Below are 23,800 nucleotides of genomic sequence, written 5' to 3'. Positions count from 1 at the left end.
GCGCTTACAAGCCGCGATTGCGCAACCACTGCAAAAAGCCTTTTTTGACCGGCACCACCGGCGCTTCCTGGGTCATGGCCTGCGCTGCGTGCACGCGAAAATCCAGCAGCGCCTTCATCGCTTCGCTGATGTCATGCCGCGCGTCCAGGCAGGGTTTGAGGTATTCCTTCTCGATGCGGTACAGGGTGCAGAAAGTCTTGGCGGAAAAGTCCGCCAGCGTCGCCTGGTCGGACAGAATCCCCGCCTCGCCAATCACTTCGCCCGGCCCCATGCGCCCGGCTTCGAATTTGTGACCGCCCTTGATCAGCATCACCGAGACCACGCCGGACTCGACGATAAACAAATGATCGCTGACCTCCCCCGCCGGCAGGATCATCTCGCCAGCGCGATAGGTGTGCAGCGTCATGTTCTGGCTGAAGGTGTCCTTCTCCTCCTGGCGCAGCGTGGAGAAAATCGACGAACGCTCCAGCAACGCGCGTGCGCCGGACAACGCCGGCGGCGCGCCGCTTTCGGTGGCGGACAGCAACCCCACACCCGCCGCCTGCAGGTGCCTGAAAGCCAAATCGTAAAGCTGGTTGCGCACTTCGCGCTTGAGGGTCATGGCCGGCACAAAGCCGCTGATTTCGTACTCGACGCCGCCACTGGCGGAGGTCTTGAACGCCACGCTTGGCGCGGGGTTGGCCAGCAGCGGCCGGCACCCTTGCATGGCGCGCTCGAGCGCCTCGATCACGATTTGCGGGCGCGCATGAGGGCTGACTTGCAGGCTGACGGCCAGGCCAAACATGTCGGCGGGGCGTGAGAAGTTGATGATCTTGGCCTTGGCCGCCAGGGAATTGGGGATCACCGCCATGCTGCCCTGAGAGGTTTGCAGGCGTGTGGCACGCCAGTCGATATCGGTGACGCGGCCTTCGGTGCCGTCGATGGAGATCCAGTCATCCAGCTGATACGGCTTGGTGGTGTTGAGCACGATCCCGGAAAACACGTCGCTCAAGGTGCTTTGCAATGCCAGGCCGACGATGATCGCCACCGCGCCGGAAGTGGCGAGTACGCCCTTGACCGGCAGGTCGAGCACGTAGGCCATGGCGGCGATGATCGCAATCAGGAAAATCACCGCGCCCATCAGATCCTGCAGCAAGCGCCCGCCATGGCCGACCCGTTGCATCATCACCGCACCGAGCAATACCGTCAGGGTCCGTGCGGCGAACAGCCACCAGCCGATCTGCAAGGCAGTAGCCGCCAGGTGCAAGGCGGTGTTGTCGGTATAGGGTGCGAGTTGCATGGGGTTCATGCCGTCGTTGAACAGCACGGCGCTGTACACGGCAAAGATTGCCAACCGCGCCGCCAGCTTCCAGTTGGCGAGGTTGACGGAAATAAGCCGCCACACGGCAACGTCGATAAAGATCAGCGCCACGGCGCACAACATTGGGTGATCAGCGATAAATGAGGGCATCCAGGCGACTCCAGGGCGAATGCTCAGAAGATCGCATGAATCGGGAAGGCAGCAAACAAAATGTATTGGCAAAGGCTTGCTGTGGCGAGCGGGCTTGCCCCGCGTTGGGGCGCGAAGCGGCCCCGAAACCTGACGACTCAATTCAGCTGGAAAAAACGCGGTGACTGGTTTTGGGGCGGCTTCGCGCCCCAACGCGGGGCAAGTTGGCTTGCCACAGCAAGCCAGCTCCCACAGGGTTTGCGGTGTGCAGTCAGGCGTGCATTTGCCCGAAACGACCGGACTGGTAGTCGGCAAATGCCTGGTGGATTTCCTGCTCGGTGTTCATCACGAACGGGCCATGGCCGACGATGGGTTCATCGATCGGTTCACCGCTGAGCAGCAACACCTTGGCGTCATCATTGGACTCCAGGGTGAGTTGATCACCGTCGCGTTCGAACAACGCCAGTTGCCCCTGGCGTGCCACTTCCTCGCCATTGATCAGCACGGTGCCACGCAGGATCACCAGCGCAGTATTGCGCCCGGCGTGCAGGTCCAGCGTGACCGCTTTACCGGCGTTGAGCCGCAAGTCCCACACGTCTATCGGCGTGAACGTACGCGCCGGCCCTTGAGTACCGGAAAATTCACCGGCGATCAGGCGCAATTGCCCGGCGTCGTTGGCCAACGGCAGCACCGGAATGTCGCCGTCGACGATGGTCTGGTAACCGGCATCGGCCATTTTGTCCTTGGCCGGCAAGTTGACCCACAGCTGCACCATTTCCAGCGCCCCGCCGCTGCGGGCAAAGGCTTCGGAATGGAATTCTTCATGAATGATGCCTCGCGCGGCGGTCATCCACTGCACATCGCCGGGACCGATCGTGCCGCCGGCGCCGGTGGAATCACGGTGCTCGACTTCGCCGTCATACACGATGGTCACGGTTTCAAAGCCGCGATGCGGGTGTTGGCCTACACCGCGTCGTTGTTCGGTGGGGCTGAAATCGGCGGGGCCGGCGTGGTCCAGCAACAGGAATGGGCTGATGTGCTTGCCCATCGCGTCGTAGGAAAACAGCGTGCGCACCGGAAAGCCGTCACCGACCCAATGGGCGCGGGGGCTGGTGTAGATGCCGATGATTTTTTTCATGGTGTACCTCCAAAGTGCCTACACCATAAGTCCGTCGCCTTCTGAACACTAGCCGGCAAAAGCAGCCCTGATCGTCCTACGTATAGGACAGTCCCTTGACCGGACGTTGGCGCAGCAGGTGGAACGCGACAAACGCCAACACCGCAAAGCTGGCCTCAATGACGATCATCGGCGTGGCACTGCCATCGCGCAAATGGCTCAGCAACAGGCCGCTGCAGGTCGCGCCAAACATCTGCGAAAACCCCATCAGCCCAGCGGCTAGGCCCGCACGGTGCGCGTTGGGCATTACCGCGCCCGTGACCGAGCCGGGGAGCACCAGGCCACCGCCCAGGGTCACCAGTGCCACCGGAAGGTCCAGGCCCAGCACCGACAGGCCGAACAGCTCGTAAATCAGCACCGCCGATAGGCCGCCGATGGCCACCAGTGTCACGCCCATCGCCACAATCCGCTGCGGCCCCAGGCGCATGATGTTGCGCCGGGTGTAGGTGGAACCGACGATCAGCATCGACACAATCACACCAAAATTGATGCCGTACTCAAGGCTGCTGAAACCCAGCAGGTTGATAAACACTGCCGACGAACCCGCAATCACCGAGAACATCGCACCATAGGTGCACGCCAATGCCACGGCGTACGCCCGGTATTGACGGCCCTTGAGCAAATCCAGGTATTGCCCGCCGAGGGTACGCCAATGGCCGGCCGTGGGATCGAGGCAGTGGTTGCTCTCGCGAAAGAACAGCACAGCCAACACCAGCACCACACTGCCGATGATCAGGGCCAAAACAATTGGCGCGTGCCAGCCCAGCAGCTTGATCAGCAGCCCGCCGATCATTGGCGCGACGACAATGGCGTAGAGCATGCCGATCATGGTCAGCGCCAGGGCCGGCCCGGCTTCGGCTTGCCACACGTCACGCACCACGGTGCGCGCCAACACCAACGCGGCGCAGGCGCCGAGACCTTGCAACACGCGGGCGGCAATGAATTGGCCGATGTCGTTGACCAGCAGCATCGCCAAGGTCGCCAGCACATACAGCGCCAGGCCGCCGATCAGCACCGGACGACGGCCGATCCGGTCCGACAACGGCCCGAACAGCAATTGCCCGAGGCCGAATGCAGCTACAAACGCCGACAACGCCATCAGCGCCGAACCGGCTGGCGCCGCCAGCGCCTGCTCGATGGCGCCAAGGCCTGGGATGATCAATTGAGTCGACACTTCACCCAGCGCCGTAAGGGCCACCAGTAAAAACAACAAGCTTCGCGAGGGGGCCGGGGCGTTTGCCATGAGGAGTATCCGGGGGCTGGATTAATTTATATTTCGACCATAATATGCGTAAAAAATTATGTCCATAATTTTTTATTCACTGGTTATCCCGGAGCCCGTCATGACCCCTCTTCCCCTGCGTCTTCTCACGCCTTTAGCCCTGTTGATCCTCCTCGGCGGCTGCAACAGCAAGGCCGACACCGCCGCCGAAGTGCCGCCGCCCCGCCCCGTGCTTGCGGCCAAAGTCGAAGCCGCCGGCACCCAGCAAAGCGCCTACACCGGCGTGGTGGCTGCGCGCACAGAAAGCGACCTGGGCTTCAGGGTCAGTGGCAAGGTCATAGACCGCAAGGTCGACCCCGGCCAGCATGTTTCCCGTGGCGATACCTTGCTGGTGCTGGACATCGGCGACTTCGAGCTGGCCCTGCGCTCGGCCAAGAACCGCGTGAACGCGGCCCAGGCGCAAGTGCGCCAGCGCCGCGATGATGAAAACCGCTACCAGCGCCTGGCCAGCACCGGCGCCGTGTCGCGGCAGATTTTCGACCAGTCGGCGACCAACCTGCGCGTCGCCGAAGCTGAGCTGGCTTCGGCGCAATCGGACGCCAGCCAGATCGAAAATCGCCGCACCTACTCGGTGCTCAAGGCTGACGGCGACGGCATCATCACCGACGTGCGCGTAGACCGCGGCCAAGTCGTCGCCGAAGGGCAAATCGTCACGCGCCTGGCCCATGACGGCGCTCGCGAAGCCATCGTCAACCTGCCGGAAAACCAACGCGACCAAGCCTCACAAAAAGCCTTGGCGTTCCCCTTCGGCGCGCCGGACCAGGCCGTGACTGCCACCCTGCGCGAGCTGTCCGCCAGCGCCGACCCGACCACCCGCACCTACCGCGCGCGCTACGTATTGCACGGCGCCGTTGACCGTTTCGCCCTTGGCTCGACCATCACCGTCCGCCTGCAAGGCGATGGCCAGGCCCAGCAAACCCGCGTGCCCATCGGCGCGTTGCAGGACGCCGGGCAAGGCACCGGCGTGTGGCTGATTGGTGCTGATGACACCGTCAGCTTCGCGCCCGTCAAGGTCGCCAGTCTCGGCCAGGAAGACGCCCTGCTCGACAGCGGCCTCACACCCGGCCAGACCATCGTTGCCCTGGGCGCGCACTTGCTGCACAGCGGTGACGCGGTGCGCCTGCTGCCCGCCCAAGCACTGGCCCTCAATCGCAAACAGGACCACTGAGCATGCGCGGCATCAACCTCTCCGAACTGGCGGTGAAACACCGCGCAGTCACGCTGTTTCTGATCATCGCGATCCTCGCCGCCGGCATCTTCTCATTCGGCCAACTGGGGCGCGCCGAAGACCCTTCATTTACCGTCAAGGTCATGACCATCACCGCCGCCTGGCCCGGCGCAACCGCCCAGGAAATGCAGGAGCAAGTCGCCGACCGCCTGGAAAAGCGTCTGCAGGAACTGGACTACTACGACCGGGTCGAGACCATCGCCCAACCGGGTTTTGTGTCGATGCGCATGACCTACAAAGAGTCCACGCGCCCCAGTGAAATCCAGGACTTGTTCTACCAGACCCGCAAAAAACTCAGCGATGAAGCGGCGAAACTCCCCAAAGGCGTAATCGGGCCGTTCTTCAACGATGAATATTCCGACGTGTATTTCGCCCTTTACGCACTGGAAGCCGAGCACCTGCCACATCGCCAGCAAGTGCAAATGGCCGAAGAACTGCGCCAGGGCTTGCTCAACCTGCCGGGCGTGAAAAAGGTCAACATCCTCGGCGAGCAGGCCCAGCGGATCTTTGTCGAGTTTTCCTACGAGCGCCTGGCTACCCTGGGCATCAAGCCCGATCAGATCTTCGCCGCCCTCGCCGCGCAGAACGCGGTAGCGCCATCGGGCTTCGTCGAAACCGCCGGCGCCCGCGCCTATATCCGTATCGACGGCGCCTTCGACAGCCTCGCGCTGATCGAAAACGTGCCGCTGGAAGTCAACGGTCGCGTGCTGCGCATTGCCGATGTGGCCACCGTCAGCCGTGGCTATGAAGACCCGCCCAGCTACCGGATTCGCCATCAGGGCGACCCGGCGCTGATGCTCGGCGTGATCATGGAAAAGCACTGGAACGGCCTGGAGCTGGACAAAAGCCTCAAGGCCCAGGAAGCCAACATTCAGGCCGATCTGCCGCTGGGCGTGAACTTCGCCAAGGTCTCCGACCAGGCAAAAAACATCAGCCTGGCCGTGAATGAATTCATGCTCAAATTCTTCGTCGCCCTGGCCGTGGTGATGGTCATCAGCCTGCTGGCGCTGGGCTTTCGCGTGGGCCTGGTGGTGGCCGCCGCAGTGCCGCTGACCTTGTCCGTGGTGTTTGTGATCATGCTGCTGACCGGGCGTGAATTCGACCGTATTACCCTGGGCGCGCTGATTATTTCCCTGGGTTTGCTGGTGGACGACGCGATTATCGCCATCGAGATGATGGTGGTGAAACTGGAGGAAGGCTTCGACCGGATTCACGCCGCCACCTTTGCCTGGAGCTCCACCGCCGCGCCGATGCTGACCGGCACGCTGGTGACAATCATCGGCTTTCTGCCGGTGGGTTTTGCGCGCTCGGGCGCCGGGGAATATGCCGGCAATATCTTCTGGATCGTCGGCTTTGCGCTGATTTCGTCCTGGCTGGTGGCGGTGGTGTTCACACCGTACCTGGGCGTGAAATTGCTGCCGCAGATCAAACCGGTGCCGGGCGGCCACGACGCCATTTACGCCGGCCGTTACTACCAGAAACTGCGGAATGTCGTCCAAGCCTGTGTGCGCAGGCGCTGGTGGGTAACTGGCTTGGTGGTGGCGGCCTTTGTGCTGTGCGGTTTAGGGATGGGCGTGGTGAAGAAGCAGTTCTTCCCCAATTCCGATCGTTCCGAACTGATCCTTGAGGTGTACATGCCGCCCGGCAGCGCGTTCAAAAGCACCGAGGCGGTGGCGGCGCAGCTGGAGAAAGCCCTGCTGCAAGAGCCACAGACCAGCCTGGTCGACACCTACGTGGGCGGCGGCGCGCCACGCTTTTTCCTGTCGCTGAACCCCGAGTTGCCCGACCCGGCGTTTGCCAAGCTGATTGTGCAAACCCCGGACTCGCATGCCCGCGATGCGCTGAAGCTGCGCATGCGTGAGCGCATAGCGGCCGGTGAATTCCCGGCTGCGCGCGTGCGTGTCACGCAATTGCTGTTCGGCCCGCCCGTGCCGTTTCCCGTGGTGTTTCGTGTGTCCGGGCCAAATGTGGATGTGCTGCGCGGGGTGTCCGAAGATGTGCGTCGCATTGTCGCCGCCAACACGCTGACCAAGGACGCCTTTCTCGATTGGGGCGAGCGCACCAGCGGCTATCGCCTGGTGCTGGATCAGGACCGCCTGCGCCTGCTGGGTTTCACGCCTAACGAGGTCAAATCGCAGCTCAATGCCCTGCTCAGCGGCAACTCGATCACTGAAGTGCGCGAAGGCAATCGCACCGTCTCCGTGGTCGCTCGCGCTCAGGGCAACCAGCGCGAAGACCTCGGCAATCTCAACAATATGACCCTGACCAACAGCGCTGGCACCTCGGTGCCGCTGGCTCAGGTCGGGCATTTTCAGGCGGTTATGGAAGAGCCGATCCTCAAGCGCCGCAACCGCGCAAGCACCGTGGAAGTGCGCGCCGACATCATCGACGGCGTACAACCGCCCGACGTGGAAATGGCCGTGTACAAAGACCTGCAACCGCTGATCGCAAAGCTGCCGGCCGGTTACCAGATCGATATCGGCGGCCCGGTGGAAGAAAGCGCCAAGGCCAATGTCGCGCTGGCCGCACTGTTCCCGATCATGATCCTGCTGACCCTCACCGTGATCATGTTCCAGGTGCGCTCGTTCGGCGTAATGTTCATGGTCTTCGCCACCGCGCCCCTGGGCCTGATCGGCGCGGTGCCGACCTTATTGCTGTTCAACCAGCCATTCGGGTTTAACGCGATTCTGGGCCTGATCGGGATTGGCGGCATCCTGATGCGCAACACGCTGATCTTTACCGACCAGATCCGCCAGAACCAGGAGCACGGTATGGCGATTCACGAAGCGATTATCGAAGCCACCGTGCGCCGCGCAAGACCGGTGATTTTGACGGCACTGGCGGCGGCCCTGGCATTTATCCCGCTGACGCTGTCGGTGTTCTGGTCGTCCCTGGCTTATGTGCTGATTGGCGGGGTACTGGTGGGTACGGTGTTGACGCTGTTGTTCCTGCCGGCGCTGTGCAGTCTGGTGCTTGGGCGAGAGAGGACAAGGACTACCGAAACCTCCCACGCAACACCCGGATAAGCTCTACAGATACCACCTGAAAACCTCGGCAAAGTCCTTCGCCTGATCACACAGTGCGAGGGATTGCTGATGGTTTTTTTCGTTAAAGCCCCGGTTATTGGGGCTGTCTTTTGATCGCCGCCACCCGCCAACACATTGGCCTTCTGGTACTGGCCGTGATGGATTCCGAGACGCGAGACGTCGAATCCGTTCTCAGCAATTTCAAACGCTGCCTCAATACCTACGAGCTCTGGGTCGAAAGCTATGTCAGCTTTTCGGCACTGGATGTCGATCAGGTATTCAAAGTCGGGGATGAGGCGGCACTCGTCGCGCCGATCAACCGCTCCATCCTGCCCAGCTCGGCCGTTGCGGCCTGCACGCAAGACGGCACCCTGACTCTGGTGCACATGTTCCATGGATTCCCGATTTGTACCCCTCGGCAACACGCCAGTGGTGTTGCAAACCATCGACTCCCATGAATGCCCTACTCGAACGACTTAAACACTATAAGAGAGAAGCGGCCTCTGAAAAAACAATACAAGACCATTAAAGACCTGCCCCTAACATTACCTATACTTCGACAGCCTCGCAGCACACATACTTTCTACAGCGATAATCTGATTGGATCGCATGCATTTCTTTTGAGGGTGACATTTATTTTTCAAATCTATCATTTCCTCCAAACCCATAAAAATCAAACTATAATAATAGGACCCCGCAGATTGATTCGATCAAGAACAATAAAGACTCACTCCATAGAAAATTTGATCAACGATTATCTAGCGCGAGTGAAAAGCGCAACAGCTCTACTTGAGGACTCATTCGGAGTCAAAAATATCCTGGGTCTATGGCGCTCTAAAAAAATCCCCCAGCGAGGGCCAGTCACCGCCGGCGTAACCTACGAACTACATGGAATTGGTTGCTGTGTTTACTTATCCGAAATATGTATCGACTTTGATTATGGCCCTGACGGAAGAGTCGACGGCTTCGACGCATGGCGACTGTACATGTACGCGTGCGAGTTGCCACACAAATAAAAAAAATATACCAATAAAGAATTCTTGGAACGCGAATTCACTGAGTACCTAAAAGAGGGAAAAGCCAAAAAAATCGAAGCGTCCACATCTAATTTATACTTTATACAGCCTTGAAAAGTGTTGAAAGACTACCTCTAAATAGACTATTCGATCTTTACCTGTGGCGAGCGAGCTTGCTCGCGTTGTGTTGCGCAGCGCAGCAGCAGCAGCAGCTCCAACAAGGGCGACGCGGTTCTACAGCCAGATCCGCGTCGCCAGTTTCGGGCCTGCTGCGCAGCCCAACGCAGGGCAAGCCTGCTCGCCACAATAAGCCTTCTCATCACAATAAGCCTGCTCATCACAATAAGCCGGTTCATCACAACAAACCTACTCACCCGATACCCAGGTTCACCCTCAAAAAATGAGTGAACCCGGCGCCCCGGTCACCGCTTCGATAGCTCCATAATCATCCGGCTAAGCAAGTAAATTCGCGGCGCTACACTCTCCACTTCTGCATATTCCTCTGGGGTATGGATGTTGCCACCGACAATCCCGAACCCATCCAACGTCGGCGTGCCAACCCCGGCAGATAAGCTGGCATCCGCTGCCCCGCCGCTGCCTTCGATGGTCAACTTACGCCCCAACTCCCCGTAAATCCCTTGGGCGATTGCGACCAACTTGTCCGACTCCGGCGTCTGCGGCATTGGCGGTAAACCGCGCAGCAAACTGGTTTTGACTTCGGTGTCCGGAATCAACTTATTCGCCGAAACACGGGCCAGGTCCTTCTCGATCCGGTCGAACTCTTCCGGCAATGCCGCACGTACGTCCGCCTTGGCCGTCGCTTGGTCGGGGATGACGTTGACGCGGTCGCCGGCCTTGAGCACGGTGAAGTTGATGGTGGTTTTCTTCTCTTCGTCGCCCAGTTTGCCCAGTTGCAGGATCTGGTGCGCCGCCTCCATCGCGGCGTTGCGGCCCAGTTCCGGGGCGACGCCGGCGTGGGCGGCTTTGCCTTTGACTTCGACCACGGCGGTGGCGCTGCCTTTGCGCCATACCACTAGGCCGTCGGCTGGGCGGCCGGGCTCGAGGTTGAGGGTGACGTCGTGGCTTTTGGCGGTGGTGCGGATCAGTTCGGAGGCGGCGTCAGAGCCGGTTTCTTCGCTGGCGTCGAGCAGGAAGGTGATTTGTGCGTAGTCCTTGAAGCCCTGGTCTTTGAGCACCTTCAGCGCATAGATGCCAGCGACGATGCCGCCCTTGTCATCCATCACGCCGGGGCCATAGGCGCGGCCGTCCTTTATGTGGAACGGGCGTTCGGCGGCTGAGCCTTCCTTGAATACCGTGTCCATGTGGGCCATCAGCAAAATCTTGGCTTTGCCGGTGCCTTTGAGGGTGGCGATCACATGGCTGTTGTTGGCGGCTTTGTCCGGCACCAGCTCGATGTTGAAACCAAGCTGCTTCAATTCGTCTACGGCGATGTCGCGCACTTGGGTCAGGCCGGGCTCGTAGCCGGAGCCCGAATCGATATTCACCAGGCGCTCGAGCAGTTTCAGGGCGGGGGCCTTGTACTGTTCGGCGCCGGCCTGGATCTGTTTATGGGGTTCGGCACTGTAGACCGGCGCAGCGAAGGACAAGGCCAGGGTCGCGGCCAGGAGGGTACGGGAGAAGGTGAAGAGCATGGACCGATCCTTGTTTTTTTGTTGAGAGGTGCGCCGCCACCCTACCCCACTAGACCGATCGCAACCAACTCCCTTGCACTGAACTCACACGGTTGCGCCCGCTGCTCTTGGCTTCATACAACGCCTGGTCGGCGTCGTTGAGCCAACTGGTCGAATCCGCATGCGCAGGTTGATACGGCGCCAGGCCAATGCTCAAGCTGGCGCGCAGTGTCGGGTCTTGGGTGTACGCCAAGGCGTTGAAGCGATCGCGCAAGGCGTCCATTACTTCGGTGGCGCGGTGCAGGGGCATGTCCGGCAGGATCACGCAGAACTCATCGCCGCCATAGCGCCCGGCAAGGTCGGCGGTGCGCAGGTTCTGTCGCAGCACTTTGCTCAGTTGGCGCAGCACGATATCGCCGGTGACGTGGCCGTAGGTGTCGTTGATAGTCTTGAAATGGTCGATGTCGATCAGCGCAATGGCGGCGCCCACCTGCTCTGTGCGGCAGCGTTGAAACTCGATCTCCAGGTGGTCCTTCCAGGCACCGTGGTTTAGCAGGCCGGACAGGCTGTCGGTGCGGCTCAGCGCCAGCAACTCGCGTTTGTGCCGGGCGAGGGTCACGGCCTGGCGATAGCAGATCCAGCCCAGGGCCAGCGGGTACACCATCAGAATCGGCAAGCAGGCGTAAAGCTGGGTTTCAGTGGTGACGGCGATGAACGCCGGGGCGAACACCAGCAACGACGCGCCGACACCCAAGGCCTGCGCCACCCAGCCCGCCAGCATAAAGCGCGGCCCGCCAATGGCGACGTTGTTCATGGTCATCATCGACAGCGTGGTGACACTGGGCAGCGGGTTGAAGTGCATGGCACCGACCCAGAACCCGCCGCAAAAGGAATCAAACAGCAGGTTACGGCGCTCGCTGCGCAGTGAGTTGCTGGCGCGGCGCGACCACAGATAGGCCATGTGCGGCCAGACAAAGGCGTTGATCAGCATCCACGCCCACACCCAAGGCGGGGGATGCAGGGGAAACATGCCAAACACCACGCACACAAAGCCGAGCGTCAGCCCCAGCATGCGCGATTTATACAACCGTGAAGCGAGCGGAAGTCCATTTCCTCCGGCGGTTGACATGGCTTGATGTGATCCTGGATGAATGCCTGGAGTCTATCAGGGCGACGTCAAATCGCCACTACCGCTCATAAGCCTGCGGGTAGCGCCCCTCAGTGCGAAAAACCGCGCGCCAGCATCAGCGCCACACCCAGCAGCAGCACTGCCGTGACCCGTTGCAGCAACGCCCGTCGCCTGGGGTTTTCCAGCACGTGCTTGATGCGCTGGCCGAAATAGCAATACAGGCAGCCGCTGGCAAACTGCAACGACAAAAAGGTAAGCCCGAGGATGGCGATATCTGCCGCGCGGCTGTGCCCTCCCGCCCCGGCAAACTGTGGGAACACGGCGCTGAACATGATGAGGGTCTTGGGGTTGGAAAACCCGGTCAGCAAGCCCTTGCCGAACAGGCTGCGCGCGCCCTGCGCGGCAGCGTCCCGGTTGATCGATACGCCGCTGCAGGTCCACTGTTTGTAGGCCAGGTAGAGGATGTAGGCCACACCCACCAACTGGAGGGTCTGGGTGATGGCAAGGTTGCCCTTGATCAACTCCGAAAAGCCCACGGCAAAGATCAGGATCGAGATCAGGTACGCCACACTGGCGCCGATCTGCGCCGGGATCGAGCTGCGCAGGCCGTCCTTCAAACCCAGGCTCAACAGCAGCAGGGTCATCGGGCCGGGGCTGAAGGTCATGGTGGCGCAAAACAGCAGAAAGTAGAGAAACGAAGAAAGCGTCAACGTACTTGTCATGAGCCCAAACCCGGATTGGAAGAAACAACGGCAAAGGCGCGCGCCAACTCGGCCAGGGCGGCCTGCGCACTGTGGTGACAGGTTTCAAAGGCCACCAGGCCTTTCCAGTTCGTCTCGACGATAGCCTGCAGCACTTCGGCGTACGCGCAGTTGTCGGCGTGGTGCCCCTCCTTGTGGTTACTGAAGGAAATGCCCTTGATCAGCGCGGGGTACTTGCGCACCACTTGCGCGGGCAAGCCGCTGTCGAGGCGGGCGTGGCCGGCGTCAAGCAAGCAGTACACATTGCTGTGCGCTTGCAGGTGCTCGAACACAAAGGCGAATTGCGCTTCGTGGGTGAAAATCCGGTAGTTGACGTAGTTGGACAGACTCTCTAGGTAGATATCCGTCCCCTTGGCCTCGGCATATTGCGCCAGCTCCTTGACCGATTTGAGGTAATGCTCCAGGGCAATGTCCCTGGTCTCCAGCACCCTTTGCGGCCCGACGATGCAGCCGCCGTGGATGATCAACGGCGCGCCCAGACGGCAGGCAACGTCGACCTCTCGTTCCACGTACTCCACCGCCGCCGCACGAAAAGCACCGACATCGCTGCCCAGCGGCGCCTTGAAGTTACTGTGGAATATCGGCTGAACACCGCTGGCCGCAATCTTTTCCTGCAGGCGGGCGATGCGCGCATCAGTCCAGTCCTCGACCCTTTCACCTAACAGGCTGGCGTCGATGTACCAGTGGCTGTAGCCCCCTTCAACGGCGCTTTGCAGGCCCTTTTCGGCCCCCAGGTATTTATGCTGGGCCACCCCCAGGCAGAACGGCGCGCCGGGGTTGATCAGTTGGCTTTCCATCACGTAATCCCTGTCATTGATGGCCCGCAGTCTAGAGCGGCAGCCTTGCACAGGGCAGGTAAAGTGAGGCCTAATCCGGCCGAACTTTACCGGTAACAATGGCCGGTAAAATCACCGGCAAATACCAGGAAGGTTTATGTTTGTATCCGCCATCGCCTTTGTTGACGGCACACCCAAGGTTCAGCAGATTGTCGACGCGTTCAGCCACGCCATCGAGCACGGTGAATGGGCGCCGGGCAGCAAATTGCCGTCGGTGCGTGAATTGACCCAGACCCTGGGCGTGAGCAAATTCACCCTCAATGAAGCACTGGACCGCCTGCGCGGGCGCAACCTGCTGACCTCCAGCCAGGGTCGCGGCTACTTCGTGGCGATGGACAGCGCCCGCCCCGCCGCGATGACCTGGGTCGACCTGTTACCCCAAGACCTGCTCAGCGTGTTGCGCCGTCCCTTGGTCACCGCCGGCGGCGAGCTGCGCCCCGGCAGCGGGCACTTGCCGGAGGACTGGCTGAACAACGACGCCATCCGCCAAGCCCTGCGCAGCGTGGTGCGCGCGCCGTCGTTGCGCATCGCCGGGCTGGGCGCGCCGGCCGGGCTGTTGCCGCTGCGCCAGGCGCTGCAACAAAAACTGCACAGCGAAGGCCTGTCAGTGCCGGTGGAACAAATCATCACCACGCCCAACACCGTGCAAGGCCTGGACATGCTCATGCGCCTGCTCGCACGCCCCGGCGACACCGTGCTGCTGGACGCGCCGTGCTACTTCAACTTCCACGCCAACCTGGCCTTGCACGACGTAAAAGTGGTGACCCTCGAGCGCCGCCCCGACGGCTTTGACTTCGCTGCCCTTGAGGCGCTGCTGGCCGAACACCGCCCCAGTCTGTACCTGACCACCAGCGTGCTGCATAACCCCACCAGCCACTCCTTCAGCCCCAGCCAGGCGTTTCGCCTGCTGCAACTGACTCAGCACTACCACTGCCATATCGTCGAGGATGACCTCTACGGCGACCTGCACCCTAACCCGCCACCGCGCCTGGCCGCTCTCGCCGGGCTGGATCAGGTCACGTACCTGTCAGGTTTTTCCAAGATCCTCAGCGCCAACACCCGCGTCAGCTATGTGGTGGCCGCACCGCAACTGGCGGCGAACCTGACCAACATGAAGTTGATGAGCGGCGGCGTGACCTCAGAGCTGTTCGAACAGCTGGTCTATCGCATGCTCAGCGAAGGCAGCTACGCCAAGCACCGCAAGCGCATGGTGCAACGGTTGATGGAGTGCGGCGGGCGCGTCGAGCAATGGCTCAAGCGTTGCGGCTGCGAGCTGCCGATGGCGTACGAGGGCGGGATGTTTATCTGGGCGCGGCTGCCGCAGGGAGTGGACGGCGAACTGCTGGCCCAGCAAGCGTTGAAACACAGCATGGTTCTGGCGCCGGGCGCCTTGTTCGGTTACGACCCAGCGCACCTCAATTCGATGCGTTTTAATGTCGCCCACAGTGATGAACCACGCGCGCAGCAGCTATTCGAGACGCTGCTGCTCAAGGCCGTGCGCGCCCCTTGAGCATGCCGTGGTGGACTTGCCGGTGCCGGTCTCGCCATTGATCAACACCGGCGCTTCGCTGGGGCCGACGCGTTTCAAATAATCGAGCAGTTGCAACGAGCGCGGCTCGGAAAACACCAGGGCCTTGGCACGGATCGACCGCAGGTCTTTTTCGCCCTGGGGCAAAGTCAGGATCGGCGGTGCGCCAGCGACCTCACACAGCGATCCCCCAGGCTTTGCACGCCCTGCACCAGCACCACCAGAACGATGACCGTGACCACCATGATCTGGTTGTTAAAACGCTGATAACCATAACGAATCGCCAGGTCACCCAGCCCGCCGCCACCGATCACACCAGCCATGGAGGAAAAGCCGATCAGCATCACCAGCGTCAGCGTCACCCCGGCCACCAGCGCGGGCAAGGCTTCCGGCAGCAGCACTTTGAGGATCACATGACGCACGTCACCGCCCATGGCAACGATGGCTTCTATGCGCCCCTTGTCCACTTCATCCAGGGCGGTCTCGACAATGCGCGCAAAAAATGGAAAAGCGCCAATCGTGATCGGCACCACGGCCGCCGTACTGCCCAATGTGGTGCCGACGATCAGGCGCGTCAGTGGGATCAACGCGATCAGCATCACCACAAACGGCAATGACCGCCCCAGGTTGATCACGGCGCCCAACGCCCGGTTGAGCCGTGGCAAAGGCAACAAGCCGCTGCGTCGGCTGATAAACAGCACCACGCCCAGCGGCAAGCCGATCAACAGCGTGAACATGCCCGCCAGCAGCACCATGTACAGGGTTTCGCCGGTAGCGTTGAGCAGCAGTTGAACAATCTCGTTCCAGTCGGTTTTCATACGGCCCTCACCACCGGCAGGCTTGGCGCCAGCGAACGGCCCAGGTGCGATGCCGGGTCGGCTTGCAACTGCAGCAGCGTGCCGCTTTCCACCACGCGTCCATCGGCCAGCGACACCGCGCTGTCACAGATGGCCTTGACCACCTCGAGTTCATGGGTGATCAACACGATGGTCACGCCCAGCTGCCGGTTGATGTCGCGCAACAACTCAAGAATCGACGCGGTGGTTTGCGGGTCAAGCGCGCTGGTGGCCTCATCCGACAACAGATACGTCGGACGCGCCGCCAATGCACGGGCAATGCCCACGCGTTGTTTCTGCCCGCCGGAGAGCTGCGACGGGAACGCCTCAGCCTTGTCACTCAAGCCCACCAACGCCAGCAACTCGGCCACCCGCGCCGCGCGCTCAACCTTGGGCACCTTGGCGATTTCCAGCGGCACCGCGACGTTGCCCGCCACCGTGCGTGAATGCAGGAGGTTGAAGCCCTGGAAGATCATGCCGATGCGCTGGCGTTGCTCGCGCAGTTGCCTGTCGCTCAGTTGGGTCAGGTCCTGGCCGTCCAAAAGGATGCGCCCGAAGGTGGGCCGCTCCAACAGGTTAAGGCAGCGCAGCAAGGTACTTTTACCCGACCCGCTACGGCCGACAATGCCAAAAATCGACCCGTCGTTTATCCGCAACGACACGTTATCCAGGGCCGCCGGCTGGCCGTCGGCGTAGGTTTTGCTGACGCCCTCGACGACGATCATTCGGCCGCCACCGGGATCACCGAGCCCGCGTATTTTTCGCTGATGAACTTGGCCACCTGCGGCGAGCGCAGGTCCTTGGCCAGTTGCTTGATGCGCGGGTCATCCGCGAGTTTTGGTGTGGTCACCAGGATATTCGCGTAAGGGTTGCCCTCGGCTTTCTCCAGGCCCAAGGCGTCTTTGGCCGGCACCAACCCGGCTTCCAGGGCGAAGTTGCCATTGATCACCGCCAGGTCCACATCGTCCAGCGCGCGCGGAATTTGCGGCGACTCGATCTCCAGAATATTCAGGTGCTTGGGGTTCTCGGCGATGTCCTTGGGCGTGGCCTGCTCCCTGGACGCGTCATTGAAACCCGGCTTGAGCGTGATCAGGCCATTGGCTTGCAACAGGTACAGCGCGCGGCTGAGGTTGGTGACGTTGTTCGGCACCGCCACCGTGCCTTTGTCCGGCACCTGGGCGAAGCCGGTATGGCGATGGGAGTAAATGCCCAACGGTTCGATATGCACCGTAGCGGCCACCGCGAACTTCTGCCCGAGCGCCTGCTCCTGAGCATTGAGGAACGGCAGGTGCTGGAAGTAATTGGCGTCGACATCACCATGGGCCAGCAACTCGTTGGAGTTCACGCCGCTGGGGATCTCGATGATCTTCAAGTTCAGGCTCGGGTCGAGCTTCTGCACGTATTCGAGGATCTGTGCATGGGGAATCGGGTCGGCGGCGACGCGCAACGCATCGGCGGCCGACACGCTCAATGAGGCCAGCAACGCCGCCAGGGTAAGTGCAGATGTCTTCAGCATGGTGATCTCCTGATCAGGCGGACAGTGCGTGGGGAAGTGTGGCGTCGGCATAGAAACGTTGGGCGACATCCGGGTGCGAGCGCAGACGGCCCTTGAGGTAATTCCAGCCGACATCGCGCAGCAACGGGTTGCGCGGGTCGCTGGTCGGCCCGTGGGCATCGCGCAGCAGTTCGGGTGCCAAGTCGTACACCGGCACTACCGCATCCAGCTGCGCACCGAGAAAAAACGCCAGGGACAAACGCTCGCTGCCCACCGGCGGCGACACCACGCGGTGCACGGTGGCGCGCAAATAACCGTTGCTGGCCAACTCGAGCAGTTCGCCGATATTCACCACCAGCGTGTCGGGGCGCGGCGACGCGTCGATCCAGCGGCCCTCCTCCACCTCCACCTGCAAACCGGACTGCTCGTCCTGCAGCAGAAAGCTCAAAAAGCCGGAGTCCTTGTGTGCGCCCACGCCCTGGCGACTTTGTTGCGCGTGGCGGCCGGGGTAGCGGATCAGCTTGATGTGTTCGTTGGGTTGGTCACCGTACAGTGCGTCAAAGGCCTGCTCGGGCAACGACAAGGCTTGGGCGAAGGCGCGTAGCAAGCGCAACGCCATTTGCGTCATTGCCTGCTGCCAGGCCAGTACCAACGGCTTGAGTTCGGGCAAGGCGACAGGCCATTGGTTCGGGCCTTGCAGACGGGCCCACGCGGCCGGGTGTTGATCCGCGTTCAGTGGCTCGCGCTCGGCGCCGACATCAAACTGTTCACGCAGGTCTGGCTGGCCGCGGGTGATCTCCGACGCGGCGCGGTTGTAGCCGCGAAAGTGTGGCGAGTTGAGCATGCCGACCGCCAGTTTGTCGGCCTCGGGCAAGGCAAAAAATGCGCGCGCCTGCTGCTGCACCTGAGCCAGCAGCGCCGGGTCGATGCCGTGGCCGGTCAGGTAGAAAAAACCGATCTGCCGCGCGGCAGCGCGCAACGCATCGAGAAATTCGCCGCGTTGCTGAAGCGTGCCGTCAAGCTGCGACAGATCCAGCAGCGGCAAGGTGGTGACTGATTGCAGCATCGGCGGCTCACTCCATAAGCGTCTTGGGTTGGAGCAACCAAGCTAAACGATCTTAAAAAACCTTAATAAATACCTTTTTAGCATTAGCTTAGGCACGCAGGTGAACGACGCCGGACGCTGGCCTGTCGGTTTTTTTGCCTCGCTGTGTATCTCGTTATCGCCAGATACACTGCAATACAAAGGGCACAAGGCAAACCCTGCGGCGATGGCTAGACTGCGGCCCATGAGCATTTAACGAGGAACGCAGCATGGACCATGTCGACCATATCCTGATCGTCGATGACGACCGCGAGATCCGCGAGCTGGTGGGCAATTACCTGAAGAAAAACGGCATGCGCACCACAGTGGTCGCCGATGGCCGCCAGATGCGCAGTTTCCTCGACACCACCCCGGTTGACCTGATCGTGCTGGACATCATGATGCCCGGCAACGACGGTTTGCAGCTGTGCCGCGAGTTGCGGGTGGACAAGCACAAAGCCAAGCCGGTGCTGATGCTCACCGCGCGCAACGATGAAACCGACCGCATCATCGGCCTGGAAATGGGCGCTGATGATTACCTGGTCAAACCCTTCGCCGCCCGCGAACTGCTGGCGCGGATCAACGCCGTGTTGCGGCGCACGCGCATGCTGCCGCCGAACCTGGTGGTGAGTGAAACCGGGCGGCTGATTCGTTTTGGCCGTTGGCGCCTGGACACCACCGCCCGCCACCTGCTCGACGAAGACGACACGCTGGTGGCCTTGAGCGGCGCCGAATACCGCCTGCTGCGGGTGTTCCTCGATCACCCGCAGCGCGTGCTCAACCGCGACCAATTGCTCAACCTGACCCAGGGCCGTGACGCGGATCTGTTTGACCGTTCCATCGACCTGCTGGTCAGCCGCCTGCGCCAACGCCTGTTGGATGACGCACGTGAACCGGCGTATATCAAGACCGTGCGCAGCGAGGGTTATGTGTTTTCCCTGGCGGTGGAAATCCTTGGAGCCACGCAATGAAATGGCGCTTGGGCTGGCCGCGCACGCTAGCGTCGCAGCTGTCGCTGATCTTCCTGATCAGCCTGGTGTGCGCCCATGGGTTGTCGTTCAGTGCGCAGTTCTACGAGCGCTATATCAGCGCGCGCACCGCGATGCTCGGCAACCTGGAGAACGACGTGTCGACCTCGGTGGCAATCCTCGACCGCCTGCCCGCCAACGAGCGCGCCAGTTGGCTGCCGCGTATCGACCGCCAGAACTACCATTACCTGCTCAATGCCGGCGAGACCGGTGAGCCGATGAGCAATGACGACATGCCGATGGCCGCCACCTCGATTGCGGATGCGCTGGGCGAGCAATACGCGCTGACCTTTCGCACCATTCCCGGCCTGCAGAAGCACTTCCAGGCGCACCTGACCCTGGCCGACGGCCACCCGATCACCCTCGATGTACGCCCGGCCGCCCTGCCCGTGGCCTATTGGTTGCCGGTGGTGCTGATCCTGCAATTGGCGCTGTTGCTCGGCTGCACCTGGTTGGCCGTGCGCCTGGCGACTCGCCCGCTGACGCGCCTGGCCCGCGCGGTGGAAACCCTCGACCCGAACGCTCATCCGACGCCGCTGGACGAACACGGCCCGACCGAAGTGGCCCACGCAGCGGCAGCGTTCAACCAGATGCAACAACGCATCGCCGAATACCTCAAGGAACGCATGCAGATCCTTGCGGCGATTTCCCACGACCTGCAAACGCCGATTACCCGCATGAAACTGCGCGCCGAGTTCATGGAAGATTCTGCCGACCGCGACAAGCTCTGGAGTGACCTGGGGGAAATGGAACACCTGGTGCGCGAAGGCGTGGCCTACGCGCGCAGCGTGCACGGCGCTACCGAAGCCCGTCATCGCATCAACCTCGACGCGTTTCTGGACAGCCTGGTGTTTGACTATCAGGACATGCACAAGCAGGTCAGCATCACCGGTAAAAGTGCGCTGGTGCTCGACACCCGCCCTCACGCCTTGCGGCGAGTGTTGGTAAACCTGCTGGACAACGCGCTGAAATTCGCCGGCAGCGCAGAACTGGCAGTCGGCTCGACGCCAACCGGGCAGCTGTCGATCAGCGTATTGGACCGCGGACCGGGGATTGCCGAGGACGAACTGGTGCACGTCATGCAGCCGTTTTATCGGGTGGAAAGCTCACGCAATCGCGGCACCGGCGGCACCGGGCTGGGCCTGGCGATTGCGCAGCAGTTGGTGGTGGCGATCGGTGGCTCGCTGACCTTGAGCAATCGCGCGGGCGGTGGGCTGTGTGCGCAGATTCGCCTGAGCCTGTAGCCCGCCTTTTAATGCACGTTGCTAATAAATAAATCGAATGATAATTCAATATTTTAATACTTAGGTTAGAACCAACAGGCATTTTACAGACCCGACTCCCGCCCTTACTTTTGAGCCGAGTGACCGACCCCACGCCCGGAGGAGGTGTTGATCCCGTACCTGACAAGGACTGACCATGAGCATTGAATTCATCGGCTATATCGGCGGCCATCACGCCTCTGAGATACACCCGCGCAGCGGGCCGACCCTGCAACCGGACTACGTCGAAACCGTGGCCCGCGCCCACGAAGAGGCCGGCTTCGACCGCGCCCTGGTGGCCTTCCATTCCAACAGCCCAGACAGCACGCTGATCGCCGCGCATGCCGCCAGCGTGACCCAGAAGCTGCAGTTCCTGATCGCGCACCGCCCCGGCTTCGCCCAGCCCACGCTGGCTGCGCGCCAGTTCAGCACCCTGGATGTTTTCAACGGCGGGCGCACCGCCGTGCACATCATCACAGGTGGCGATGACCGCGAACTGCGCGCCGATGGCAGCCACATCGGCAAGGACGAACGCTACGCGCGCACCGACGAGTACCTCAGCGTGGTGCGCCAGGAATGGACCAGCGAGCAGCCCTTCGATTTCTCGGGCACGTACTACCAGGTGCAAGGCGCGCACTCGACGGTGAAGTCGCCGCAGCAGCCGCACATTCCGCTGTATTTCGGCGGCTCTTCCGCGGCAGCGATTGCGGTGGCGGGCAAACATGCCGACGTGTATGCGCTGTGGGGTGAAACCTATGAGCAAGTGCGCGAAGTGGTGACTCAGGTGCGCGCCGAAGCGGCCAAGCATGGGCGCACGATCCGCTTCAGTTTGTCGTTGCGCCCGATCCTCGCCGAGACCGAGGAACTGGCGTGGGCGCGCGCCGAGACGATCTTGCAACAGGCCACGGCGCTGGCTGAGAAGACCGGATTCGTGCGACGGGAACCGCCGAACGAAGGCTCACGCCGCTTACTGGCAGCAGCGGCGCAAGGCTCGCGGCTGGATAAGCGGTTGTGGACCGGGATTGCCGGGCTGCTTGGCGCCCAAGGTAACTCCACCTCACTGGTGGGCACCGCCGAACAAGTCGCTGAAGCCCTGTTGGATTACTACGACCTGGGGATTACCACCTTCCTGATTCGCGGCTTCGACCCGCTCAATGATGCAATCGACTACGGCAAGCGCCTGATTCCACTCACCCGCCAATTGGTCGCAGAGCGCGAGCAGGCCAAGGAGGTCGCGTAAACACAGCTCCCACAGAAAAGCGAAGCACTGCGGTTCTGGCAGTTAAACTCGGTCAAATTGTGGGAGCGGGCTTGCTCGCGAAGGTGGTGTGCCAGTGACACATGAGCTGCCTGAACCACCGCATTCGCGGGCAAGCCCGCTCCCACATTTGGATCTCTGTGCGTCAGGTAGATGGATGTCGTTTGTACTCGGTCAAAGGTGGGAGCGGGCTTGCCTGCGATGGCGTCAACTGCGTGTCACTGATACACCGAGGTGCCTGCATCGCAGGCAAGCCAGCTCCCACAGAAAAGCAAAGCAGTGCGGTGCTGGCGGCTGCACTCGCTCCCACATTTGGATCTCTGTGCGTCAGGTAGATGGGCGTCGTTTGTACTCGGTCAAAGGTGGGAGCGGGCTTGCTCGCGAAGGCGGTGGACCAGTGACACATGAGCTGACTGAACCACCGCTTTCGCGAGCAAGCCCGCTCCCACATTTGGATTTCTGTGCATCAGATAGAAGTGTGTTGCTGTGCTTTTGATCCGCTTTTGCTTCTACCACTCAGGTCGGCTACTAGGCCGCCGTGCTTTTGCTTTTGATCTTGCTTGTGATCTGACAGGCCCCGTCAACCACGCTGGCCGAACGCAGGCTTGAATCCGTGGGTAACCCGGCAGGACGCCGGGTTAGCCGCGTTGGGCCATGGATGGCCCGTCGCGGCGGCCCACGGATTCAAGCCTGCGTGAGGGAACACCGAGCCTAGGCGAGGTGCCGAGTGGTGGGGCAAAGACCTTTTGGTTACTTTTGGGGCGTTTGCCAAAAGTGACCCGCTGTAAGAGCGGAACCGCCAGCCGCCGTTACCGCAGCAACGGATATGCCCCCAATCTACCTAAACACCCCCCATCACAAACAAACCAGCCCCCCAAGCCCCCACACCGCCGCCAACGTCAGTTTTTATACTCGGTATCCGTACGCTCCAACTGCCGAACCAACGCATTCCAATGCCGTGCCACACCCGGCCCGGCCCCGTTGCTGAACACCTTGGCCTGCTCTTCAACCTTGGCCACCACCTCCGCCGGCGGGAAGATCAACTGCGCATTGCCGCCCGCCTGCGCCGCCACCTGAATATTGCACGCACGCTCCAGCCCCTGCAGTTGCTGAAACGCATGCTCAACGCTCACCCCCGCCGTCAACAACCCATGGTTACGCAAAATCATCACACTCTTGTCCCCCAGGTCCGCCACCAACCGCTCACGCTCGTCCAGGTCCAGCGCCACGCCTTCATAGCCGTGGTACGCGATACGCCCGGAGAACGCGATGGAGTGCTGGGAAATCGGCAACAGACCGTCCTTCTGCGCCGACACCGCAATACCGTCACGGGTATGCGTGTGCAGCACCGCTTGCAGGTCATGCCGCGCACCGTGGATGGCGCTGTGAATCACATAGCCTGCGTAATTGATGCCCAGGCCCGTAGGGTCGTCGACAATCGTGCCGTCAAGGTCAACCTTGACCAGGTTGGACGCGCTGATTTCATCGAACAACAAGCCAAAGGCATTGATCAGGAAATGCTCATCCGGACCCGGCACGCGGGCCGAGAAGTGCGTGTAGATGTGATCGGTCCACTTGTACAACGCCGCCAGCCGATAGGCCGCAGCCAGTTTGACGCGCACCTCCCACTCTTCAGGCGACACGCGCTGGCGGACGTTGCTGGAAACGCTGGATAGAGAGGTGACGCTGCTCATGGCAAAACTTCCTGGATGGCCTTAAGGACTCCCAGGCAGCCTAGGGGATGCCGAAAAATAATAAAAAGCACATTTTAATCTAAGCTAATTATTATTTTTT

At 61.3% G+C, this 23,800-nt stretch carries 21 protein-coding genes; 8 read left to right on the top strand and 13 right to left on the bottom strand.

Annotation, left to right across the window (positions count from 1 at the left end):
• Positions 1–4 precede the first annotated feature (4 nt).
• The 3 genes from ABWL43_RS11530 to ABWL43_RS11520 form a co-directional block, all read right to left on the bottom strand.
• On the bottom strand, positions 5–1,450 hold the full coding sequence (locus ABWL43_RS11530) for a mechanosensitive ion channel domain-containing protein (RefSeq protein ID WP_404487746.1): 1,446 nt from the start codon (positions 1,448–1,450) through the stop codon (positions 5–7).
• A gap of 250 nt (positions 1,451–1,700) precedes the next feature.
• Complete coding sequence (locus ABWL43_RS11525; protein ID WP_404487744.1) at positions 1,701–2,567, bottom strand: pirin family protein; 867 nt, start codon at positions 2,565–2,567, stop codon at positions 1,701–1,703.
• 76 nt (positions 2,568–2,643) lie between these two features.
• On the bottom strand, positions 2,644–3,849 hold the full coding sequence (locus ABWL43_RS11520; RefSeq protein ID WP_404487743.1) for a multidrug effflux MFS transporter: 1,206 nt from the start codon (positions 3,847–3,849) through the stop codon (positions 2,644–2,646).
• 100 nt (positions 3,850–3,949) lie between these two features.
• Here ABWL43_RS11520 and ABWL43_RS11515 point away from each other — a divergent pair, with 100 nt between their 5' ends.
• From ABWL43_RS11515 to ABWL43_RS11500, 4 genes are all read left to right on the top strand, one after another.
• Positions 3,950–5,056 (top strand): efflux RND transporter periplasmic adaptor subunit, encoded by a 1,107-nt coding sequence (locus tag ABWL43_RS11515; protein ID WP_404487741.1) that lies wholly within the window; start codon positions 3,950–3,952, stop codon positions 5,054–5,056.
• Positions 5,057–5,058: 2 nt separating this feature from the next.
• Positions 5,059–8,142 (top strand): efflux RND transporter permease subunit, encoded by a 3,084-nt coding sequence (locus ABWL43_RS11510; protein WP_404487739.1) that lies wholly within the window; start codon positions 5,059–5,061, stop codon positions 8,140–8,142.
• Positions 8,143–8,252: 110 nt separating this feature from the next.
• A complete protein-coding gene (locus ABWL43_RS11505) occupies positions 8,253–8,600 on the top strand; it encodes a hypothetical protein (protein WP_404487738.1) in 348 nt (115 codons plus the stop codon).
• Positions 8,601–9,158, top strand: a complete 558-nt coding sequence (locus tag ABWL43_RS11500) for a DUF6896 domain-containing protein (protein WP_404487736.1) — start codon at positions 8,601–8,603, stop codon at positions 9,156–9,158.
• Between the two features lie 422 nt (positions 9,159–9,580).
• Here ABWL43_RS11500 and ABWL43_RS11495 read toward each other — a convergent pair whose 3' ends face one another.
• From ABWL43_RS11495 to ABWL43_RS11480, 4 genes are all read right to left on the bottom strand, one after another.
• Positions 9,581–10,810 (bottom strand): M20/M25/M40 family metallo-hydrolase, encoded by a 1,230-nt coding sequence (locus ABWL43_RS11495; RefSeq protein ID WP_404487735.1) that lies wholly within the window; start codon positions 10,808–10,810, stop codon positions 9,581–9,583.
• 49 nt (positions 10,811–10,859) lie between these two features.
• Positions 10,860–11,918, bottom strand: coding sequence for a diguanylate cyclase (locus ABWL43_RS11490; RefSeq protein ID WP_404487734.1), 1,059 nt, complete (start codon positions 11,916–11,918; stop codon positions 10,860–10,862).
• Between the two features lie 89 nt (positions 11,919–12,007).
• Positions 12,008–12,640 carry a LysE family translocator gene (locus ABWL43_RS11485; protein ID WP_404487733.1) on the bottom strand — a complete coding sequence of 211 codons (633 nt, stop codon included), beginning with the start codon at positions 12,638–12,640 and terminating at the stop codon, positions 12,008–12,010.
• On the bottom strand, positions 12,637–13,476 hold the full coding sequence (locus ABWL43_RS11480; protein ID WP_404487732.1) for a sugar phosphate isomerase/epimerase family protein: 840 nt from the start codon (positions 13,474–13,476) through the stop codon (positions 12,637–12,639). Before ABWL43_RS11480 ends, ABWL43_RS11485 begins: the two co-directional genes overlap by 4 nt.
• A gap of 136 nt (positions 13,477–13,612) precedes the next feature.
• On the opposite strand from ABWL43_RS11480, the gene ABWL43_RS11475 reads away from it, so the two are divergent.
• Complete coding sequence (locus ABWL43_RS11475) at positions 13,613–15,025, top strand: PLP-dependent aminotransferase family protein (protein WP_404487731.1); 1,413 nt, start codon at positions 13,613–13,615, stop codon at positions 15,023–15,025.
• Here the strand turns inward: ABWL43_RS11475 and ABWL43_RS11470 are convergent.
• Genes ABWL43_RS11470 through ABWL43_RS11450 form a run of 5 tightly spaced genes read right to left on the bottom strand, consistent with a single transcriptional unit; the run spans position 14,984 to position 18,440 of the window.
• Positions 14,984–15,190, bottom strand: a complete 207-nt coding sequence (locus ABWL43_RS11470) for a sigma 54-interacting transcriptional regulator (RefSeq protein WP_404487730.1) — start codon at positions 15,188–15,190, stop codon at positions 14,984–14,986. The two genes, ABWL43_RS11475 and ABWL43_RS11470, sit on opposite strands and share 42 nt — an antisense overlap.
• Positions 15,191–15,192: 2 nt before the next feature.
• Complete coding sequence (locus tag ABWL43_RS11465) at positions 15,193–15,861, bottom strand: methionine ABC transporter permease (protein ID WP_404487728.1); 669 nt, start codon at positions 15,859–15,861, stop codon at positions 15,193–15,195.
• The gene (locus ABWL43_RS11460) at positions 15,858–16,604 is read right to left on the bottom strand and encodes a methionine ABC transporter ATP-binding protein (RefSeq protein ID WP_404487727.1); all 747 of its coding nucleotides are present in this window, start codon (positions 16,602–16,604) and stop codon (positions 15,858–15,860) included. The genes ABWL43_RS11465 and ABWL43_RS11460 overlap by 4 nt, the downstream gene beginning before the upstream one ends.
• Positions 16,601–17,395: a MetQ/NlpA family ABC transporter substrate-binding protein gene (locus ABWL43_RS11455; protein WP_404487726.1), complete on the bottom strand. Its 795-nt coding sequence runs from the start codon at positions 17,393–17,395 to the stop codon at positions 16,601–16,603. Before ABWL43_RS11455 ends, ABWL43_RS11460 begins: the two co-directional genes overlap by 4 nt.
• Positions 17,396–17,408: 13 nt before the next feature.
• Positions 17,409–18,440, bottom strand: a complete 1,032-nt coding sequence (locus ABWL43_RS11450; RefSeq protein WP_404487725.1) for an isopenicillin N synthase family dioxygenase — start codon at positions 18,438–18,440, stop codon at positions 17,409–17,411.
• A gap of 248 nt (positions 18,441–18,688) precedes the next feature.
• Here ABWL43_RS11450 and ABWL43_RS11445 point away from each other — a divergent pair, with 248 nt between their 5' ends.
• The 3 genes from ABWL43_RS11445 to ABWL43_RS11435 all read left to right on the top strand — a co-directional run bounded on the left by ABWL43_RS11445 (position 18,689) and on the right by ABWL43_RS11435 (position 21,988).
• On the top strand, positions 18,689–19,429 hold the full coding sequence (locus ABWL43_RS11445) for a response regulator (RefSeq protein ID WP_404487723.1): 741 nt from the start codon (positions 18,689–18,691) through the stop codon (positions 19,427–19,429).
• The gene (locus tag ABWL43_RS11440; protein WP_404487722.1) at positions 19,426–20,730 is read left to right on the top strand and encodes an ATP-binding protein; all 1,305 of its coding nucleotides are present in this window, start codon (positions 19,426–19,428) and stop codon (positions 20,728–20,730) included. Before ABWL43_RS11445 ends, ABWL43_RS11440 begins: the two co-directional genes overlap by 4 nt.
• 175 nt (positions 20,731–20,905) lie before the next feature.
• On the top strand, positions 20,906–21,988 hold the full coding sequence (locus ABWL43_RS11435) for an LLM class flavin-dependent oxidoreductase (protein ID WP_404487721.1): 1,083 nt from the start codon (positions 20,906–20,908) through the stop codon (positions 21,986–21,988).
• Between the two features lie 917 nt (positions 21,989–22,905).
• Here the strand turns inward: ABWL43_RS11435 and ABWL43_RS11430 are convergent.
• Entirely contained in the window at positions 22,906–23,700 is a 795-nt protein-coding gene (locus ABWL43_RS11430) for a class II aldolase/adducin family protein (RefSeq protein ID WP_106580745.1), read from the bottom strand.
• Positions 23,701–23,800 lie beyond the last annotated feature (100 nt).

Source organism: Pseudomonas sp. HT11, assembly GCF_044875395.1.
Lineage (GTDB): Bacteria > Pseudomonadota > Gammaproteobacteria > Pseudomonadales > Pseudomonadaceae > Aquipseudomonas.
Note: the sequence above shows the minus strand (reverse complement) of the source record. Positions and strands in the feature narration are given on the sequence as shown.

Bases quoted from the DNA above. Each gene is read 5' to 3' on its own strand.
- ABWL43_RS11465 (WP_404487728.1), bottom strand. From the start codon at position 15,861: ATGAAAACCGACTGGAACGAGATTGTTCAACTGCTGCTCAACGCTACC.
- ABWL43_RS11435 (WP_404487721.1), top strand. From the start codon at position 20,906: ATGAGCATTGAATTCATCGGCTATATCGGCGGCCATCACGCCTCTGAG.
- ABWL43_RS11525 (WP_404487744.1), bottom strand. From the start codon at position 2,567: ATGAAAAAAATCATCGGCATCTACACCAGCCCCCGCGCCCATTGGGTC.
- ABWL43_RS11440 (WP_404487722.1), top strand. From the start codon at position 19,426: ATGAAATGGCGCTTGGGCTGGCCGCGCACGCTAGCGTCGCAGCTGTCG.
- ABWL43_RS11450 (WP_404487725.1), bottom strand. From the start codon at position 18,440: ATGCTGCAATCAGTCACCACCTTGCCGCTGCTGGATCTGTCGCAGCTT.
- ABWL43_RS11530 (WP_404487746.1), bottom strand. From the start codon at position 1,450: ATGCCCTCATTTATCGCTGATCACCCAATGTTGTGCGCCGTGGCGCTG.
- ABWL43_RS11495 (WP_404487735.1), bottom strand. From the start codon at position 10,810: ATGCTCTTCACCTTCTCCCGTACCCTCCTGGCCGCGACCCTGGCCTTG.
- ABWL43_RS11485 (WP_404487733.1), bottom strand. From the start codon at position 12,640: ATGACAAGTACGTTGACGCTTTCTTCGTTTCTCTACTTTCTGCTGTTT.
- ABWL43_RS11490 (WP_404487734.1), bottom strand. From the start codon at position 11,918: ATGTCAACCGCCGGAGGAAATGGACTTCCGCTCGCTTCACGGTTGTAT.
- ABWL43_RS11520 (WP_404487743.1), bottom strand. From the start codon at position 3,849: ATGGCAAACGCCCCGGCCCCCTCGCGAAGCTTGTTGTTTTTACTGGTG.
- ABWL43_RS11500 (WP_404487736.1), top strand. From the start codon at position 8,601: ATGCCCTACTCGAACGACTTAAACACTATAAGAGAGAAGCGGCCTCTG.
- ABWL43_RS11480 (WP_404487732.1), bottom strand. From the start codon at position 13,476: ATGGAAAGCCAACTGATCAACCCCGGCGCGCCGTTCTGCCTGGGGGTG.
- ABWL43_RS11455 (WP_404487726.1), bottom strand. From the start codon at position 17,395: ATGCTGAAGACATCTGCACTTACCCTGGCGGCGTTGCTGGCCTCATTG.
- ABWL43_RS11430 (WP_106580745.1), bottom strand. From the start codon at position 23,700: ATGAGCAGCGTCACCTCTCTATCCAGCGTTTCCAGCAACGTCCGCCAG.
- ABWL43_RS11475 (WP_404487731.1), top strand. From the start codon at position 13,613: ATGTTTGTATCCGCCATCGCCTTTGTTGACGGCACACCCAAGGTTCAG.
- ABWL43_RS11445 (WP_404487723.1), top strand. From the start codon at position 18,689: ATGGACCATGTCGACCATATCCTGATCGTCGATGACGACCGCGAGATC.
- ABWL43_RS11510 (WP_404487739.1), top strand. From the start codon at position 5,059: ATGCGCGGCATCAACCTCTCCGAACTGGCGGTGAAACACCGCGCAGTC.
- ABWL43_RS11515 (WP_404487741.1), top strand. From the start codon at position 3,950: ATGACCCCTCTTCCCCTGCGTCTTCTCACGCCTTTAGCCCTGTTGATC.
- ABWL43_RS11460 (WP_404487727.1), bottom strand. From the start codon at position 16,604: ATGATCGTCGTCGAGGGCGTCAGCAAAACCTACGCCGACGGCCAGCCG.